The sequence below is a fragment of the Allobosea sp. genome (assembly GCF_035999205.1).
Classification (GTDB): domain Bacteria; phylum Pseudomonadota; class Alphaproteobacteria; order Rhizobiales; family Beijerinckiaceae; genus Allobosea.
This window is the reverse complement of the sequence record NZ_DASYHA010000019.1, coordinates 129,971-146,773: the sequence shown is the minus strand read 5'-3', so window position 1 is coordinate 146,773 and position 16,803 is coordinate 129,971. Positions and strand designations below refer to the sequence as shown.

General features: G+C 65.8%; 17 protein-coding genes. 8 read left to right on the top strand and 9 right to left on the bottom strand.

What is annotated here, in order from left to right; translation table 11 throughout:
* Positions 1 to 98 precede the first annotated feature (98 nt).
* The 4 genes from VGN82_RS08805 to VGN82_RS08790 all read right to left on the bottom strand — a co-directional run bounded on the left by VGN82_RS08805 (position 99) and on the right by VGN82_RS08790 (position 4,528).
* Positions 99 to 1,010: a carbohydrate ABC transporter permease gene (locus VGN82_RS08805; RefSeq protein ID WP_327526634.1), complete on the bottom strand. Its 912-nt coding sequence runs from the start codon at positions 1,008 to 1,010 to the stop codon at positions 99 to 101.
* Positions 1,003 to 1,944 (bottom strand): carbohydrate ABC transporter permease, encoded by a 942-nt coding sequence (locus VGN82_RS08800; RefSeq protein ID WP_414644258.1) that lies wholly within the window; start codon positions 1,942 to 1,944, stop codon positions 1,003 to 1,005. The genes VGN82_RS08805 and VGN82_RS08800 overlap by 8 nt, the downstream gene beginning before the upstream one ends.
* Before the next feature lie 141 nt (positions 1,945 to 2,085).
* Positions 2,086 to 3,387 carry an ABC transporter substrate-binding protein gene (locus VGN82_RS08795; RefSeq protein WP_327526632.1) on the bottom strand — a complete coding sequence of 434 codons (1,302 nt, stop codon included), beginning with the start codon at positions 3,385 to 3,387 and terminating at the stop codon, positions 2,086 to 2,088.
* Positions 3,388 to 3,457: 70 nt separating this feature from the next.
* Positions 3,458 to 4,528: an ABC transporter ATP-binding protein gene (locus tag VGN82_RS08790; RefSeq protein WP_327526631.1), complete on the bottom strand. Its 1,071-nt coding sequence runs from the start codon at positions 4,526 to 4,528 to the stop codon at positions 3,458 to 3,460.
* Between the two features lie 272 nt (positions 4,529 to 4,800).
* Here VGN82_RS08790 and VGN82_RS08785 point away from each other — a divergent pair, with 272 nt between their 5' ends.
* The 3 genes from VGN82_RS08785 to VGN82_RS08775 all read left to right on the top strand — a co-directional run bounded on the left by VGN82_RS08785 (position 4,801) and on the right by VGN82_RS08775 (position 7,535).
* On the top strand, positions 4,801 to 5,562 hold the full coding sequence (locus VGN82_RS08785; RefSeq protein ID WP_327526630.1) for a FadR/GntR family transcriptional regulator: 762 nt from the start codon (positions 4,801 to 4,803) through the stop codon (positions 5,560 to 5,562).
* A gap of 183 nt (positions 5,563 to 5,745) precedes the next feature.
* Positions 5,746 to 6,720 carry a 2-hydroxyacid dehydrogenase gene (locus VGN82_RS08780; RefSeq protein WP_327526629.1) on the top strand — a complete coding sequence of 325 codons (975 nt, stop codon included), beginning with the start codon at positions 5,746 to 5,748 and terminating at the stop codon, positions 6,718 to 6,720.
* A complete protein-coding gene (locus VGN82_RS08775; RefSeq protein ID WP_327526628.1) occupies positions 6,705 to 7,535 on the top strand; it encodes an AprI/Inh family metalloprotease inhibitor in 831 nt (276 codons plus the stop codon). Before VGN82_RS08780 ends, VGN82_RS08775 begins: the two co-directional genes overlap by 16 nt.
* A gap of 3 nt (positions 7,536 to 7,538) precedes the next feature.
* Here the strand turns inward: VGN82_RS08775 and VGN82_RS08770 are convergent, their stop codons facing one another.
* On the bottom strand, positions 7,539 to 7,913 hold the full coding sequence (locus VGN82_RS08770) for a hypothetical protein (protein ID WP_327526627.1): 375 nt from the start codon (positions 7,911 to 7,913) through the stop codon (positions 7,539 to 7,541).
* A 293-nt stretch (positions 7,914 to 8,206) separates the two neighbouring features.
* Between VGN82_RS08770 and VGN82_RS08765 the strand changes: the two genes are divergently transcribed.
* From VGN82_RS08765 to VGN82_RS08750, 4 genes are all read left to right on the top strand, one after another.
* Positions 8,207 to 9,142: a tellurite resistance TerB family protein gene (locus VGN82_RS08765; RefSeq protein ID WP_327526626.1), complete on the top strand. Its 936-nt coding sequence runs from the start codon at positions 8,207 to 8,209 to the stop codon at positions 9,140 to 9,142.
* A gap of 294 nt (positions 9,143 to 9,436) precedes the next feature.
* Entirely contained in the window at positions 9,437 to 10,327 is an 891-nt protein-coding gene (locus tag VGN82_RS08760) for a UbiA family prenyltransferase (RefSeq protein ID WP_327526625.1), read from the top strand.
* Positions 10,324 to 11,637 carry an FAD-binding oxidoreductase gene (locus VGN82_RS08755; RefSeq protein WP_327526624.1) on the top strand — a complete coding sequence of 438 codons (1,314 nt, stop codon included), beginning with the start codon at positions 10,324 to 10,326 and terminating at the stop codon, positions 11,635 to 11,637. Before VGN82_RS08760 ends, VGN82_RS08755 begins: the two co-directional genes overlap by 4 nt.
* A gap of 125 nt (positions 11,638 to 11,762) precedes the next feature.
* Positions 11,763 to 12,059: a hypothetical protein gene (locus tag VGN82_RS08750; RefSeq protein WP_327526623.1), complete on the top strand. Its 297-nt coding sequence runs from the start codon at positions 11,763 to 11,765 to the stop codon at positions 12,057 to 12,059.
* Positions 12,060 to 12,242: 183 nt separating this feature from the next.
* On the opposite strand, the gene VGN82_RS08745 is transcribed toward VGN82_RS08750, so the two are convergent.
* From VGN82_RS08745 to VGN82_RS08730, 4 genes are all read right to left on the bottom strand, one after another.
* Positions 12,243 to 13,694, bottom strand: coding sequence for an aspartate aminotransferase family protein (locus tag VGN82_RS08745; protein WP_327526622.1), 1,452 nt, complete (start codon positions 13,692 to 13,694; stop codon positions 12,243 to 12,245).
* Entirely contained in the window at positions 13,691 to 14,692 is a 1,002-nt protein-coding gene (locus tag VGN82_RS08740; RefSeq protein ID WP_327526621.1) for an NAD-dependent epimerase/dehydratase family protein, read from the bottom strand. The genes VGN82_RS08745 and VGN82_RS08740 overlap by 4 nt, the downstream gene beginning before the upstream one ends.
* 138 nt (positions 14,693 to 14,830) lie before the next feature.
* Positions 14,831 to 15,199, bottom strand: a complete 369-nt coding sequence (locus tag VGN82_RS08735) for a DMT family transporter (RefSeq protein WP_327526620.1) — start codon at positions 15,197 to 15,199, stop codon at positions 14,831 to 14,833.
* A 225-nt stretch (positions 15,200 to 15,424) separates the two neighbouring features.
* Entirely contained in the window at positions 15,425 to 16,033 is a 609-nt protein-coding gene (locus tag VGN82_RS08730; protein ID WP_327526619.1) for a glutathione S-transferase family protein, read from the bottom strand.
* A gap of 116 nt (positions 16,034 to 16,149) precedes the next feature.
* Here VGN82_RS08730 and VGN82_RS08725 point away from each other — a divergent pair, with 116 nt between their 5' ends.
* Complete coding sequence (locus VGN82_RS08725; protein WP_327526618.1) at positions 16,150 to 16,776, top strand: hypothetical protein; 627 nt, start codon at positions 16,150 to 16,152, stop codon at positions 16,774 to 16,776.
* The last annotated feature ends 27 nt before the right edge of the window (positions 16,777 to 16,803 follow it).

Sequence of the window (16,803 nt, the reverse complement as noted above, 5' to 3'; positions counted from 1 at the left end):
CGGCATTCCGGAATGGCCCCCCGGCACTGCGTGGCACCCCTGCTTCGGCTGGGATGGTCGCGCGGCGGCCCGCAGGGGCAAGCCGCGCCGTTCGCCCGTTATTCCTTCACCGCCCCGGTCATCGCCGACACGTAATGCTCGACGAAGAAGGCATAGAGGATGACCAGCGGCAGCGACCCCGCCAGCGCGCCCGCCATCAGCGAGCCCCAGCGATAGATGTCGCCATCGACGAACTCGTTCACGATGGCCACCGGCACGGTCTTGTTCTGCGTCGAGGACAGGAAGGTCAGCGCATAGATGAACTCGTTCCAGCACAGGGTGAAGGAGAAGATGAACGCCGAGATCAGCCCCGGCACCGCCAGGGGCAGGACGATCTTGATCAGGATCTGCGCCCGGCTCGCACCGTCGATCAAGGCGCATTCCTCGAGCTCGTAGGGGATGGTCTTGAAATAGCCCATCAGGAGCCAGGTCGAGAACGGGATCAGGATCGTCGGATAGACCAGGATCAGGGCCAACGGCGTGTCGAACAGGCCGACCTTGTAGATCACCGTGGCGAGCGGGATGAACAGGATCGAGGGCGGCACGAGATAGGCGAGGAAGATCAGCGCGCCGACCGTGACCGCACCCTTGAAGCGCAGGCGCACGATCGCATAGGCGGCGAGCACGCTGGCGATCAGCGAGATGAAGGTCGCACAGGTCGCGATCAGCATCGTGTTCCAGAGCCAGCGCGGATAGGCGCTCTCGAACAGCAGCTTGTAGATGTGCTTGAAGGTCGGCTCCCAGGTCCAGAACGGGCTGACCTTGTCCATCTCGATGAGCTGATGGTCGGGTTTCACCGCCGTCAGCGCCATCCAGTAGAACGGGAAGAGCAGGACGATCAGGATCAGGACCAGCGGGATATAGGTCGTGACGACGCGCCGCGGCAGCGTCTCCAGATAGGCCATGCCCTCGCTATGGTCTTGGGTGGCAGCGCGGCTGGGGCTGCCCTGGCCCGCATCGATGCTAGTCATTGCTGCCACCTTGCTGCCATTTGCGCGTCTGGAGCCCGTACCAGGCGATGCCGATCGCCGCGAGCAGGAAGGGGATCATCGCCGTCGAGATTGCCGCGCCCTCGCCGAGCTGCCCGGCGATGATGGCGCGCTGATACGAGAGCGTGGCCATCAGATGCGTGGCGTTGACCGGCCCGCCGCGGGTGAGCGCCCAGATGAGCTGGAAATCGGTGAAGGTGAACAGCACCGAGAAGGTCATCACCACCGCGATGATCGGCGTCAGCAGCGGATAGGTGATGTGCCGGAAGCGTTGCCAGTTGGTGGCGCCATCCAGCGTCGCGGCCTCGTAGAGCGAGGGCGAGACCGTCTGCAACCCAGCCAGAAGCGTGATCGCGATGAACGGCACGCCGCGCCAGACATTGGCGAAGATCGTCGACCAGCGCGCATTCCAGGGGTCGCCGAGGAAGTTGATGTTGTGGTCGATCCAGCCGAGCTGCCGCAGCGACCAGGAAATGATCGAGAACTGCGAGTCGTAGATCCACCAGAAGGCGATTGCCGACAGCACCGTCGGCACGATGAAGGGGATCAGCACGGCGGCGCGGATCAGCGCCTTGAACGGCAGATGCTTGTTCAGCAGCAGGGCGAGATAGAGCCCGATCACGAACTTCGCGGCGCTGGCGACCGTCGTATAGAGCAGCGTGTTGAAGACCGAGGTCCAGAACACCCCGTCATCCCAGAGCCATTCATAGTTCTCCAGCCCGACGAACTCGCCGGCACGCCCAATCTTGGTATCGGTGAAGGACAGCCAGACGCCGAGCCCCAGCGGATAGGCCAGGAACAGGATCAGGATGCCGGCGGCCGGCAACATGTACCAGAAGCCGAGCCAGTTGCGGCTGGCCTGGAGCTTCTGCCAGGCCGTGCGCTCGCTTTTGGCGGGCGTCAGGCGGACCGGCATCTCGACTGCGGAATTGGCCATCGCGCTTCCGATGTGATGCGTGAAATCGGTCCGGCCGCGGGGCCGGACTGTGATGTCGTGCAGCGTTGGATGTAGGCGGGGCGGCCCGCCGGAACGGGCCGCCCCGTCAGCTCACGCGGCTCAGCGATAGATGCGCTTCGCCTGCCGCTCGGCGCCGGCCATGGCGCCCTTGATGTCCTCGCGACCCGTGACGTAGTTCGCGAACATGTCGACCACGATGAAGTCGGCGATTGCCGCCGCCGCCTTCTCGCCCAGCGTGCCCTGTCCGGCCGGCGTCAGCGTGCGCTTGGCGACGTCGCGGAACGGCGTCGTCTTCGGGTCGGCGGTCCAGACCGGATTCTTGTCGTACTCGCCGAGGAAGTGCGAGAGGTAGCCGCCGGCCGCGGTGATCCACGGGTTGAACTGCGGCGCATCCATCATGAAGGCGATGAACGCCTTGGAGGCGTTGGGAACCTTCGTGAACTGGAAGGCCAGCATCGTGAAGGGCAGGTGGAGTTCGGTCGGCTTGCCGATCGGGCCGATCGGCATGTAGGCGTGGTCCATGTCGGCCGCCATCTCCGGCTTTTCCTTCTTGGCCGCGACGTAGACCGAGATGCCGTTGACGGTGGTGTGCAGTTCGCCGGCGAGGAAGGCCTTGTTGTTCGAGGAATCGTTCCACGAGGCCGTGCCGGGGATGAAGGTCTCGTAGAGCGCCTTGGCGTATTCCAGCGCCTTGGCGGTCTCGGGCGTGTTGATGATGACCTTGTCGTTCTTGTCGACGAGGTTGCCGCCATGGGTCCAGAGCAGCCAGTGCATCCAGGTGTTGGCGTCGCCCGAGGCGTGGCCGAAAGCCATGCCGGCGGGGGTGTTGTTAGCCTTCAGCGCCTTGCAGAGCTCGAGGAAGCCGGCCGTGTCCTTCGGGAACTCCTTGAAGCCGGCCTTGTTCATCGAGGAGATGCGGTAGTTCACCAGGCCGCCGCTGGCCGCGATCGGAATGCCTATCCACTTGTTGCCGAGCTTGCCGTAGGCCTCCGCCGACGGGAACCAGCCACCATGCTTCTCGCCGAGATATTTCGAGACGTCGGTGAGGTCGAGGCACTTCTGCGGGAACAGATGCGGCAGCGAGTAGAGCCCCCAGACGAGGTCGAGGCCCTGCCCGGTATTGGCGACCACCGAAGCCTTCGGCTGCAGGTCGTCATAGGACTCGTTGGTGACGTTGATCTTGGCGCCCGTGGCCTGCTCGAAGGCGGCGACGAGATTCATGAAGGCGACGTCTTCGGCTTCGACGAAGCGCTTCCAGCGCATCAGGTTGATCTTGGCGTTGGGCTCGACCTTGAAGGGCGAGGCCTGCGCCCAGGCCTTGGCCCAGGCGAACAGGTTGGCGGTGCCGCCCACGCTGAGGGCGGCACCGCCTTTGAGCAGTGATCTGCGATCGAAATGCATCTTTATCCTCCCTGGATATGGTTCGACGGCTCTTTGAGCGGCCGTTCTGAACCGGATTGTCCGGCCGTTTTCAGGTCACGATTCTCTTCCCCGTGCCGGCGTCGAAGAGATGTGTCACATTGGTGTCGGGCGTGATCCCGAGGTTCTCGCCGGGGCCCGCGGTGATGCGCTCGCGGAACACGCAGGTCAGGCTCTGGCCGCCGCAGCGGACCACGACCTGCGTCTCCGAGCCCATCGGCTCGACGACCACCACCTCAGCCTGGAGACCGTTCGGATCGAGCTTGATATGCTCGGGGCGGATGCCCAGCACGGCCGCCTTGCCGTTCGAATCCGCCGGATGGCTGCCGATCGGCCAGAGCATCTTGCCGCCCTTGCCGTCATCGGTCTCGAAGCCGGCAGCCGTGATCGTGCCCTTGAGCAGGTTCATCGAGGGCGAGCCGATGAAGGCCGCCACGAACAGATTGGCGGGACGGTCGTAGAGCTCGAGCGGCGCGCCCATCTGCTCGACGATGCCGTCATGCATCACGACGATCTTGTCGGCCATCGTCATGGCCTCGATCTGGTCGTGCGTGACATAGACGGTCGTGGTCTTCAGCCGCTGATGCAGCTCCTTGATCTCGGTGCGCATCTGCACACGCAGCTTGGCGTCGAGATTGGAAAGCGGCTCGTCGAACAGGAAGACCTGCGGGTCGCGCACGATGGCGCGGCCCATGGCGACGCGCTGGCGCTGGCCGCCCGAGAGCTGGCGTGGATAGCGGTCGAGCAGCTTGTCGAGGCCGAGGATTCCGGCCGCCTTGCCGACGCGCTCGTCGATCTCGGCCTTCGGCGCCTTCCGCAGCTTCATCGAGAAGGCCATGTTGTCGGCGACCGTCATATGCGGATAGAGCGCATAGTTCTGGAACACCATCGCGATGTCGCGTTCCTTCGGCGGCACATCGTTGACGACGCGCGGTCCGATGCGGATCTCGCCGCCGGAGATGTTCTCCAGCCCGGCGATCATGCGCAGCAGGGTCGATTTTCCGCAGCCCGACGGCCCGACCAGGATCACGAACTCGCCGTCATCGATGTCGATGTCGACACCATGGATGACCTGGGTCGCGCCATAAGCCTTGCGCACGTCGGCAATCTGGACTGAGGCCATCTGGGCCCTCTCCTAAAATTCGTTTCCCCGTGGACACGGTGGTCCGCCGCCTCCGGCAGAGTCCGAGTCGCATCGCATATCGGCCTGTTGCGACCGATCGATGAATGTTGCCGTCGGCTAAGCACCGCGCCTCGTTCAGGAGGGGCGGTCCCTTGCGCCGGAGTTCATCTGCGATAAAGTCATACGATACAGACAGGCGTGTCAAGCGCCGGACGCAAGCCGGGGAGCGGGTCTCATCCCCATGCCGCCCGCGACGGAGGAGGCGCCAGACGATGCGGGTGCGCGACTATTCGCGACCAACGACGCTCAATCCCGACCGCCTTTTCGGCCAGGTCGCCCAGAAGCTCGCCGTCGCCATCATAACAGGCTCCGTCAAGGCCGGCGAGTTGCTGCCGAACGAGGACGATCTGCGCTCCGACATCTCGGTCTCGCGCACCGCCTATCGCGAGGCGGTGAAGGTGCTCACCGCCAAGGGGCTGGTCGAGGCCAGGCCGAAGAGCGGCACGCGCGCCGCGCCCCGCGACAGCTGGAATCTGCTCGATCCCGACGTCCTCTCCTGGCATTTCGAGGCCGATCCGAACGAGAAATTCATCCGCGATCTCTTCGAGTTGCGCCGCTTTGCCGAGCCGGCCGCGGCCGGCCTGGCGGCGCAGCGCCGTACGCCAGCCGACATCGCGAGAATCGAGGCCGCCTATCGCGGCATGTCCGATAACCACCCCTATGCCGACGCGACGATCCGCGCCGACCTTGCCTTCCATGAGGCCGTCTTCGCCGCCTCGCACAACGCCACGCTGATGTGCCTGGCGAGCGCCGTCGCCGCCACCGTGCAATGGTCCCTGCTGCTCAAATCGGTCGACGACCGCGACTTCTTCGTCGCCTCCCTGGTCGACCATGAGCGCGTTCTGGACGCTATCATCCAGCGCGACGGCGATCTCGCAGCGGCACGGATGACGACGCTGGTCATCGACAGCCTGAACACGACGCTTGCCTTCCTGACCCCGGGCGCAGCGGCGCCGATCCAGAAAACGGCGTGATTAAGTCATATTATATATGCGCCATCGGCGCTTTCCGCGCGACGCGAGGCGTGGTGGGATGCCCAACGATCGATCGCAGCAAGGCAACGGCTTCCATGCAGCCGCCATATCGGCCATTTAATCGATTCATATTCGCCTGATCAAGCCGCCCGACCATCACTCTGAGCCTACGGAAGCACTCCCATGACACGGTCCGACGCCACCGAAATCCTGATGACCGGCCCGCTGATGGCCTATGCCGCCGACCAGCTGAAGGCCCGGTACACCGTCCACGAGCTGTGGAAAGCGGAGGACAAGGCGGCGTTCCTGCGCGACATCGCCGGGCGCGTCCGCGGCGTCGCCGCCGGCGGCGGCCACAACCGGGTCGACGGTGCGCTGTTCGACGCGCTTCCGAAGCTCGAGGTCGTCTCGAGCTTCGGCGTCGGCTACGACCATGTCGATGCGGCCGAGGCCGGAAAGCGCGGCCTCGTGGTCACGAACACGCCCGACGTCCTGACCGACGAGGTCGCCGACCTCGCGCTCGGCCTGCTGATCTCGACCGTCCGGCAGCTGCCGCAGGTCGATCGCTATCTGCGCGAGGGCAAGTGGCTCAAGGGCGCCTATCCGCTGACGACGTCTCTGCGCGGCCGCACGGTCGGCATCGTCGGCCTCGGCCGCATCGGCAAGGCGGTCGCGAGCCGCGTCGAAGCCTTCGGTCTGCCGGTCGTCTATCACGGCCGCTCGCGCCAGGCGGACGTCGCCTATCGCTACTATCCCTCGCTGGTCGAGATGGCCCAGGACGTCGATACGCTGATCTCGGTCGCGCCCGGCGGCGCCTCGACCCACCACATCATCAATGCCGAGGTGCTGAAGGCGCTCGGCCCCAACGGCATCGTCATCAATGTCGGCCGCGGCACCGTCATCGACGAGCAGGCGCTGATCAAGGCCCTGCAGGACAAGATCATCCTGTCGGCAGGCCTCGACGTCTTCGAGGACGAGCCGCGCGTGCCGGCCGAGCTGATCGCGATCGAGCATGCCGTGCTGCTGCCGCATGTCGGCTCGGCCTCGGTTCATACCCGCGAGGCGATGGGCCAGCTTCTCGTCGACAACCTCGCCTCCTGGTTCGAAGGCAAGGGACCGCTGACGCCCGTCGTCGAGACGCCATGGAAGAAGGCCTGAGCGTCTTGCCCGGCGCGGCGACGCACCGATCCCTGCTGCTGGCGGCGGGCATCCTGCTCGCCTGCCATGCTTCGGCGTCGGCGCAGACCGCGCCACTCCCGCGCGGCGCCGACAAGGCGCCGCCGGCCATCGCTCCGCTGCTCGGTGCCTGGGATCTTGAGCAGATCGGCGCCTCGCGCCAATGCACGGTCACGCTGGGTGTCGAGAACGCGGCCAATGGCCGCCAGTTGCGCTTTCCTGCAACCTGCCGCCGCGCCCTGCCGATCCTCGACGATGTCGCGTCCTGGAACACGGCGCCGGACGGATCGCCGCGCCTCGACGACGCCCTCGGCAAGACCCTGATCCTCTTCCGCCAGAGCGGCAATGCCGGTTTTCAGGGCAAGGGGCCTGACGGCAAGGACTATCGGCTCGATCCGAAGAACCATCCGCGCGCCGTGTCGCGCCCCGCGCTGAGGCCGGCGGAGGCCGCAGCCACCGCAGCCCAGCGCCCGACCGTGGTCGACCCGGCCAGCGCGCCGGCAGCCGATAGCCTGCCCGGCCGCTACGCGATGATGCGCCAGGCCAATCGCGAGGCCTGCCGCATCGTCCTCGGCCCGGCTCCCGCGGGGGCGCAGACCCGCGCCACGGCGGCGTTCGAGGGCAACTGCCCGGATACGGGGTTGACGATCTTCGACCCCGTCGGCTGGCGCTATGCCGCAGGCCGGCTCGCGCTTGTTGCCCGCAAAGGCCATAGCGTGGAATTGATCTTCGAGGGCGGCCAATGGCGCAAGGACCCGGCAGTGGGCGCACCGCTGCTGCTGCGCAAGCTGCCCTGAGTCTCAGACGAAGAACTCGTTCGCCAGCTCCGCCGGGAACAGCCTCTCGGCATGGAGCCTTCGGAAGCGCTCCGGACCAATCGATTCAGCCACGTCCTGATTCAATCTCAAGATCGACAGCACATGCCCCGTGCGTGCGCCGAACGGGCTCGAAGTCGTCATTGGATCGACGCGCATATCCTTGAACATCGCGGACGGACCGGTCGCACCGGCGTCATGCTCGGTCTTGAAGTGGGCAATGCTCCGGATCGTCTCTTCGCCGCAGAAGCCATCGATGGCGATCTGCTGCCGGCCCGCCGGAATGAAGTTGTACTGCTCTCCGCCGAGCTTCTGCGGCTGGTCCTGCAGCAGGCGGATGAAGAACTGGACGAGCAGCACGTCTGCCCGCTTGTTGGCACATGCCCGACCGACAGCCTGATCGATGAGATAGATGATCGGGATCGTGCTGGTCTCTCGCGTGACGATCTTGAGGCGCGGCATGGCTGTTGTCCCCGAGCTCTGCCGCAATCCTACCAGTGACCTGCATTTGGCGAAATCCTGCCCGCGCCCCACGACCGACCCCAGGTCGGCCCGCCGTGATCCTAGCCGATCGAGCTCCGGCGCCGCGCCTTGAACCTGCATCGCAGGCCCCCTCACTGGCGTTTCTGTGCGACCGTCCCTAGATGCGGTCGATGGCCGAGGCCCCCGCGCCGAAGGAGGACGACCCGATGTTCAATGCCAAATCCCTGCTCGATGCTCTCGTCAGCGCCGGCACCCAGGCCGGCAAGCCCGGCGGCCAGGGCCAGACGGGTGCGCTCGGCTCCGTTCTGGGGGACCTCTCCAGCAAGGTGCAGCAGAGCGGCGGGATAGGCGGGCTCGCCAACATGGCGAGCCAGATCCTCGCCCAGGCAACGCAGGGGCTCGGCGACGCCGCGCGCCAGACCGGCGTGCAGCAGAAGGCCGGCGAGGCTCTCGGCCAGGCCACCGGTGGACGCTCGGCCCAGGACGTGCTGGCCCAGGCCAAGGCGATGTTCGACAAGAACCCGGCCATGGCGACCGCCGTGCTGGGCGGCCTCGGCGCGCTGGTCTTCGGCTCCTCGACCGGTCGCGCCGTCGTCGGCTCCGCCGCGCGTCTCGGCGGGATGGCCCTGATCGGCGGGCTCGCCTACAAGGCCTATCAGAACTACCAGTCCGGCAAGCCCATGCTGGACATCGGGAGCCCAGAGCTTCTCCCCGCTCCTTCCGGGACCGGCTTCGAGCCGGAGGCCGCGAGCGAGGCCACCGCGCTCGTCTTCATCCGCGCCATGATCGCCGCAGCGGCGGCCGATGGCGCGATCGATGCCGATGAGCGCGCCGCCATCCTCGGCAGCCTGCGCGTGGCTGGCTTCGATCAGGAGGCGAATGAATGGCTGGCTAAGGAAATGGCCAACCCGGCTTCGGTCGAAACCCTGGTCGAGGGCGCCGAAAGCCCCGAGATCGCGGCGCAGATCTACACGGCTGCGCGCATCGCCATCAATCCGGACACGGCGAAGGAAAAGGACTTCCTCGCCGGCCTTGCAGCCTCGCTCGGTCTCGACGCCGAACTCGTGGCCAATATCGACGCAGCCGCCAGCGCGGCCAAGGTCTGACACGGCGCCAGCGCACGTCTGCTCTCTTGAAGGCTTCGCCGTCGCGGCGAGGCCTGCCGGCATATGGTCCGCCCCGGCTGATTGCCTCGTTCGACGGCAATCGGTGTGCCCCTGCAGCCGACTGTTAAGCATGGCAGCCGAATGACCGGCATGCCCCACCGTCATCCACCCAAGCTTAGGAATTATCAGGCAGCAAGACGGGAGCCAGAACGGCTCAATGTGACAGGACGTTCGCCCGGACCGTATCATCGCTCCTGGACGCATTAGCGGCGCAAGGGAAGAAGAGACAACGACATGTCTTTGACTGCGATGATCAGGGCGATGCGTCCGCATCATTGGCTCAAGAACGGGCTCGTGTTCGTTCCGATCCTGCTCAATCACGACGTCTTCGACATTGCGGCGATCGGCCATGGCGTCGTCGCCTTCCTCGCCTTCAGCCTGATGGCTTCCGCTATCTATCTCCTCAACGACATCGTCGACGTCGAAGCCGACAGGCGCCATCCGACCAAGTGCAAACGCCCTCTGGCTGCGGGCGAAATCACCGCGCGCCAGGCCTATGCGACGATCCCCCTGCTGCTCGCCACGTCCTTTGGGCTGTCCTGGCTGCTGCCCAAGCCGAAGCTCTTCCTACTGGTGCTCGGCGCCTATTTCGTGCTCGCCCTGGCCTATCTCTTCGTGCTCAAGCGCAAGCTGCTGGTCGACGTACTCGGGCTGGCCGCGCTGCATACGCTGCGCATTCTCGCCGGCAATGCCGCCGCGGCGATCCAGATGTCGTCCTGGCTGCTCGCGTTTTCGATGTTCCTGTTCCTGAGTCTGGCGCTGGTGAAGCGCTACGCCGAGCTGCGCATCACCCAGGACCAGTCCGGGCTGAAAAAGGCGGGGCGCGGCTACCACGCCGAGGATATCGAGGCGCTTTCGCAGCTCGGCATGGCGTCGGGTTGCACCTGCGCCCTGATCATGGCGCTCTATGTCGACAGCGCCGCCGTCAAGGAACTCTATCGCCACCCGGAGCTGATCTGGCTGGTCTGCCCGATCATCCTCTATCAGATGGCGCGGATCTGGTTCCTGGCGCGGCGCGGCGCCATGCCGGACGATCCGCTCGTCTTCATGATCCGCGACTGGCGCAGCCAGGTCACCGGCGCGACAGTGGTCATCATCATGGTCGCGGCGACGCTGCTGCCGTGAACAGCACTCCTTCGGAGATACGCTCCTGGGGCGGATTGAGGGCGCAGGACAGCGTGCTGCTCAGCCCGGAGGACTGGCTGACCGATCCCTCGCCGCAGCGGGGCCCCGTCCTGGCCCATGGCAATGGCCGCTCCTATGGCGATTCCTGCCTGAACGATGGCGGGCGGCTGATCATGGCGCGTGGCCTCGACCGCATTCTGGCCTTCGATCGCATCAGCGGGCTCGTCACCTGCGAGGCCGGTGTCCTGCTCGCCGATCTGCTGAAGGTCGTCGTGCCGGCTGGCTGGTTCCCCCCGGTGACGCCCGGAACCTGCTTCGTCACCATCGGCGGCGCGCTGGCCAACGATGTGCACGGCAAGAACCATCACCGTGCCGGCACCTTTGGTCGCCACGTCCGCGCCTTCGAGCTCGTCCGCTCGGACGGGCAGCGGCTGACCTGCGCACCCGACATCAATGGCGCGCTCTTCGCCGCAACCATCGGCGGCATGGGACTCACTGGCCTGATCACGCAGGTCACGCTCCAGCTCATGCCAGTCGCTTCCGCCGAGATGCAGCAGGAGACCAACCATTTCGACGGGCTAGACCACTTCTTTGCCATCGCCGCCGAATCCGATGCGACGCATGACTATACCGTCGCCTGGATCGATGCCCTGGCCAGCGGCTCCGGATTCGGCCGCGGCGTGTTCTTCCGCGCCAACCATGCGCCGGCCTCGCACGAGCCGTCGGGCCGCCCTCGGCGCAGCCTGCCCTTTCCGATCAGGCCGCCGGTTCCGCTGATCAACGGCCTGACACTGCGCGCCTTCAACATGCTCTATCGCGCGGCGCAGCCACGCTCACCGGAGCCCAGGCGCATTGCCTACCAGCCGTTCTTCTATCCGCTCGACCGGGTCAGGAACTGGAACCGCGCCTATGGGCCCGGCGGCCTGCGCCAGTTTCAATGCGCGATCCCGATGGCTCACGCCCGCGATGCCGTCGAGGAGATGCTGCGGCGGACACTGGCCGCCGGCGAAGCCTCCTTCCTCACCGTGCTCAAGCTTTTCGGCGACGTGCCCTCGCCCGGGATGATGTCCTTCCCCATCGCGGGCGCGACATTGACGCTCGACTTTCCCAATCGCGGCGAGCGCACCGCGAAGCTGCTCGACGAGCTCGACCGCATTGCCCTTGCGAGCGGCGGCCGCGTCAATCCCTACAAGGACGCCCGCATGTCGCCGGCGACCTTCGAGGCCTCCTTCCCGCAGTGGCGCGCCTTTGCGGCCCATGTCGACCCGGGGTTCTCATCCAGCTTCTGGCGGCGGGTCACGGCCGGCTGAATCGACCCTGTCCGAGTCCTCACAAAAAAATCTCGCATCGCCTTGAACCTCCTCGCCGCCCGCCGCGACCAACGGTCATGGAGGGCGAATGGTTCGCCCCGAACGAATTCAGGGAGACCGAGACGATGACCCGCTTCAAGAAGATCGCGACCGCCACCCTTGCCGCCCTCGCGCTGGCCTCCACCCTGGCCGCGACTTCCGCCGAGGCCGGCCCGTACTACCGGGGCTACCGCGGTTACGGCTGGGGCGTCGGAGCCGGTGTCGTCGGCGCGCTCGCCGCGGGTGCCCTGGTCGCCGCGGCCACCCGCCCGGCCTATGGTGGCTACTATGCCTACGGCCCCGTCCGCCGCTGCGACATGGTCGAGCGCATCAACCGCTACGGCGAGATCGTCGGCTACCGCCGCGTCTGCGGCTACTACTGAGGTTCGAGCTGCTGGCGGCCCGGGGCCAGGAACCCGCAGGGCCGCCGCCACGCAGAACCGGATTTTCGCAGACCCAGTTCACAAACGGCTTCCCGATCCTCCCGGGGAGCCGTTTTTGCTGCTTAGCCAACGCAAAAAGGGCCGGCGAGCCGGCCCTTTCCAGAACGTCACGAAGCTGCCGGCTCAGCCCTTCGAAACCGCGACCTTGCGCAGATAATCGGTCACGATGCGCGTGATGCCGCGCGACAGCAGGTCGTCCAAAGCATTGATGAAGGTGTCGCAATCCTCGCGCGTCGCGATCAGCGGCGGCTCGAGGCGAATGACGTTGCGGTTGTACTCGGTGAAGGCGACGAGCACGTCGTAATCCTTCAGCAGCAGCGCGCCGACGAAGCCGCAGAGCGAACCCTTGAGCTTGTCGTCAAGCAGCGCGACCATGTGCTTGAGCCCGAAAGGCATGGTCTCGCTGATGTCCTGGAACTCGACGCCGATCATTAGGCCGCGCCCGCGGATCTCCTTGAGCAGGCTCGGATGCTTGAGGCGCAGCTCGTTCAGCCTTGCGATCAGGTAATCGCCCTGACGCTGCGCATTGCCCATGAGGTCTTCCTCATAGAGCACGTTCAGCCCCTCGATCGCAGAAATGCAGGCTTCGCCCATGCCACCGAAGGTCGCCTGCGCATGGATCAGCGCGGCCTTCGGCTTGCCATAGGCCTTCATGTAGAGCTCGCGCCGCGCGATCATCGCGCCGACCGCCGCCTTCGAGCCACCGAGCGCCTTGGCGAGCGCGGTCACATCCGGCACCACCCCGTCACGTTCGAAGGCGAAGAACTGGCCGGTGCGCCCGAGGCCGCACTGCACCTCGTCGGCGACCCAAAGCACGCCGTGCTTGTCGCAGAGCGCGCGGAGTTCCCGCCAGAAGCCGACGGGCGCCTCGACGATGCCGCCGCCGCCCTGGATCGTCTCCATCACCACGATGCCGATCGCGGGGTCGCTCTCCAGCGCCAGCCGGACCGCATTGATGTCGCCGAAGGGCACCTTGACCCGGTTGTCGACCAGCTTGAACTGCGACTGGTAGAGCGTCGAATCCGTGACCGAGAGCACGCCCTTGGTCTTGCCGTGGAACGAATTCGCCGCGTGCAGGATCTTGGATCTCTCCGGCCCCTGCGCCTGCTCGGCAACCTTCAGTGCCGCCTCCATCGCCTCCGAGCCGGTCGAGCCGAGGAAAACCATGTCGAGATCGCCGGGCGCGATCGCAGCCAGATTGGCCGCCAGCGCCGAGGCGTATTGCGACATGAACGCCATGCAGATCTCATGGCGGTTCTCGTCCTGGAACTTCTTCCGGGCCGCGACGATGCGGGGATGGTTGTGGCCGAAGGCGACCGAGCAGAAGCCGCCAAAGAAATCCAGGATCTTGCGGCCGTCCCTGGTGATGTAGTGCATGCCCTCGGCGCGATCGACGAGGATCTTGTCGAAGCCGAGCAGCTTGAGGAAGTGCAGCTGGCCGGGATTGATGTGACTGGCAAAGAGCTCCTTCACCGTCTGCACGTCGAGCTGCTTGGCATCCTCGACGCTGTAGAGCTTCGGCCGGGCGCCCGTCCCGCCTGCGGCCATGTCCTTGTAATCGAAAGCGGTGCTCATGCGGCGAGGTCCTTCTGCTGGGCGGCAGCGTCCTTGGCTTTGCGATACTCCGTATAGGCAGCGAGCAGCATGTCCTCGTCGCGATGCTTCGGCGTCCAGCCGAGTTCGCGCTTGGCCTTGGAAGTATCGAGAATACAGATCTCGTCGGCAATCCGATACTGCTCGGGATCCATGATCGGCAGATTCACCGCATCGAGCGCATCGAGCGTGAGCTTCACCAGCGGCGCCGGCGTCGGCAACAGCATCGACTTCGACCCGGCATGCTTGATCAGGTCGCCCAGCAGCTTGCGGACCGGCGGCGGATCGTCCGAACCGAGATTATAGGCCGAGTTCGGGAAGCCGGCCTTCCAGGCGGCGATGCAGGCACTGGCGCAGTCGAACACCGAGATGAACTGGTAGGGGTTCTTGCCCGAACCGATCATCGGCACCGGCAGGTTCAGGTCGATCAGCTTGAACAGCTTGACGAGGATGCCGAGGCGGCCGGGACCGATGATCAGGCGCGGCCGGAAGATCGGAATCTGGAAGCCCTTGTCGCGATAGCTCTGCGCCAGCGTCTCGGTTGCGAGCTTGCTCTCGCCATATTCGCCGAGCGGCCGGGCGGGATGGTCCTCGTCCTGCGGAACCGTCACCGAATGGCCGTAGATCATGTCGGTAGTGAAGTGCACGAGCTTGTTGGCTCCGTGCTTCTCCATCCAGCTCAGGATGTTCTGCGTGCCGTGATAGTTCACCGGCCAGAAGAAGTCGTAGCGCTCGGCCCGCGTCACGATCGGCGACAGCATCTTGGCCGAGAGGTTGTAGACGAGGTCGTCCTTGTCGAGCGGGATCGAGGCGACGCTTTCGGCATCCGTCACATCGATCTTGAGGAACGGGACCCTGGCATAGTGGGCATGGTTGCTCTTGACGATATCGGCGACCAGTACCTCCTCGCCCATGGTCGAGAGGTTCGCCGCCAGATGAGAGCCGACGAAGCCGTCGCCACCGATGATGATGTGTTTCACGTTCGGTCTCTCCGGCTCAATGCGGCAGGCGCGGGCGCTGGTTGCGCACCGGTACGGGAAGGAGGGCCGGCATGGGCCGGGGTTCCAGCAGGGCGCCGAGGCGCAGGAACAGGCGAACGATCAGATCCATGATGTCCCTCAGCTTTGAGCGATGAAGATGGTGCCGAGCACGATGAAGCCGATGCCCGCGATCCGCGCTGCGCCGAGGTCCTCGTTGAAGACGAAGTAGGCGTAGGCCGCGACCACGACATAGGCGAGGCTCAGGAAGGGATAGGCGTAGGAGATCTGCACCTTCGAGAGCACGACCAGATGCGAGGCCATGCTGATCACGAAGGTGCACAGCCCCGCGAAGACGAACGGGTTGAAGACCACCCGGAAGACCGTCCAGATCAGGCCGTCGCCGGCGATGTCGAGCGTGCCCACGCCGGTCATGCCGCGCTTCAACATCAGCTGCGCCGCGGCGTTGGTCAGCACCGTGAACAAGATCAAGGGAATATAGGCGTTCATCGGCGCTTGAATTTTCCGCAAATCTTCGGGTTTCGGCTTTTGCCTTGCCTCTGGATGACGCGGAAAATACTTCAAATGCCTTACGCCGCGGGGCTTACCTCGGCGTAACGTTAAGATGATCCTGACGGGATCGTAGAAACAGCACGCCAATCGGTCATGCGGGGCGATCGCCTGCCTGCGCCGGCTTGCGACCCGGCGACTTGGTCCACGCCGTGGGGCCTAACCTCAGGCGCCCTTCGCCAGCGCCTCCTCTTTCGCCAGCGTCCGCTGCAAGGCCGGGCGCGCGAGCATGCGCGTCATGTAGGCCTCGAAGACCGGCCGCCTCGGCAGCACGCCGACGATGTTCATGCCGTAATGGACCGCGGTCCCGAGCTGGGTGTCGGCGGCGGTGAAGCGCCCGCCCGCGGCATGGCCTTGCGCCAGCCGGCTTTCGAGATGGGCGACGGCGTCGTCGAGCGACCCGAACGAGACATTTCGCGGCGGGTAGTCGACGCCGAGGGCCTTTGCCGCGATGACTGGGTCGAGCACGGCATCGGCATAGACCAGCGCCGTCAGATAGGCGGCGCGCGACGGGTCGCCGATGGCCGGCGCGAGACCGGCCCGTGGAAAGGCGTCTGCGAGATAAAGCGAGATCGCGGCGCGTTCCGTGACGATGACGCCGTCATGCGCGAGAGCCGGCACCTTCTTGTGCGCCTGGATCGCGCGATAGGATTCGGGCGCACCGTCCTCGCCGCGAATATCGATCAGCTCCATGGAGTAGGGCTCGCCGAGCTCCTCCAGCAGCCACAGGATGCTGAAGGATCGTGACTGCGGGGCATGGTAGAAGGTCAGCATGATCATCTCCATCACGGCGCCGGAATCAGCAGCGCTCAGGCACGATTCTGGAACGCGTCGCCTGTCGGAACGCGTCAGGGGCCCGCGGGGTTTCGGAGATGCCCGCGGTTTGTGCCATGCCGCTGCCTAACCGCATCGCGCCCGATGGCGGTCTCTTTGCCGATCCGGCGCGCGGCCTGCTGTTCGGCAATCGCGGCGGACGCTTCCATGACCCGCAGACGCTCGCCCTGCCTCAGCGCAGCTATGCAAGCCGGCAATGGATCTGCTGCGTGCTCTCTTTCAAGCAGCGGCAGCGGCAGGTCTGGGGGCGCGGCTATACCGAGCTGTTCTTCTGCGACGAGGTGACCGCGCTCGCCGCGGGCCACCGCCCCTGCATGGAATGTCGCCGCGCCGATGCGCTCGCCTATCGCGCCGCGCTGATGCGCGGGACGGGACTGCTCGTCCCGCCATCCTTCCCCGAGATCGACCGGCTGCTGGACGCGGAGCGACGCACCGGCCGGCGCAAACGCGTCCATCACCTGCCCGCCGCAGATCTGCCAGACGGCGCGATGATCGCCGACGGTCCGCACTGGCTTGCGATCCGCGGCGGCGACGCACTGGTCTGGACGCCCGCCGGCTATGGCACACGCGAGCCCCGCCCGACAGGGACCGCGGCCGTGCTGACGCCGCCCGCATCCCTGGCAGCGTTGGCCCATGGCTTCCGGCCGCTCTGGCATCCGAGCGCGCAGGGCGAAGGCGACTGACCATTTTGCAATGGCCGGCTCCGAAGC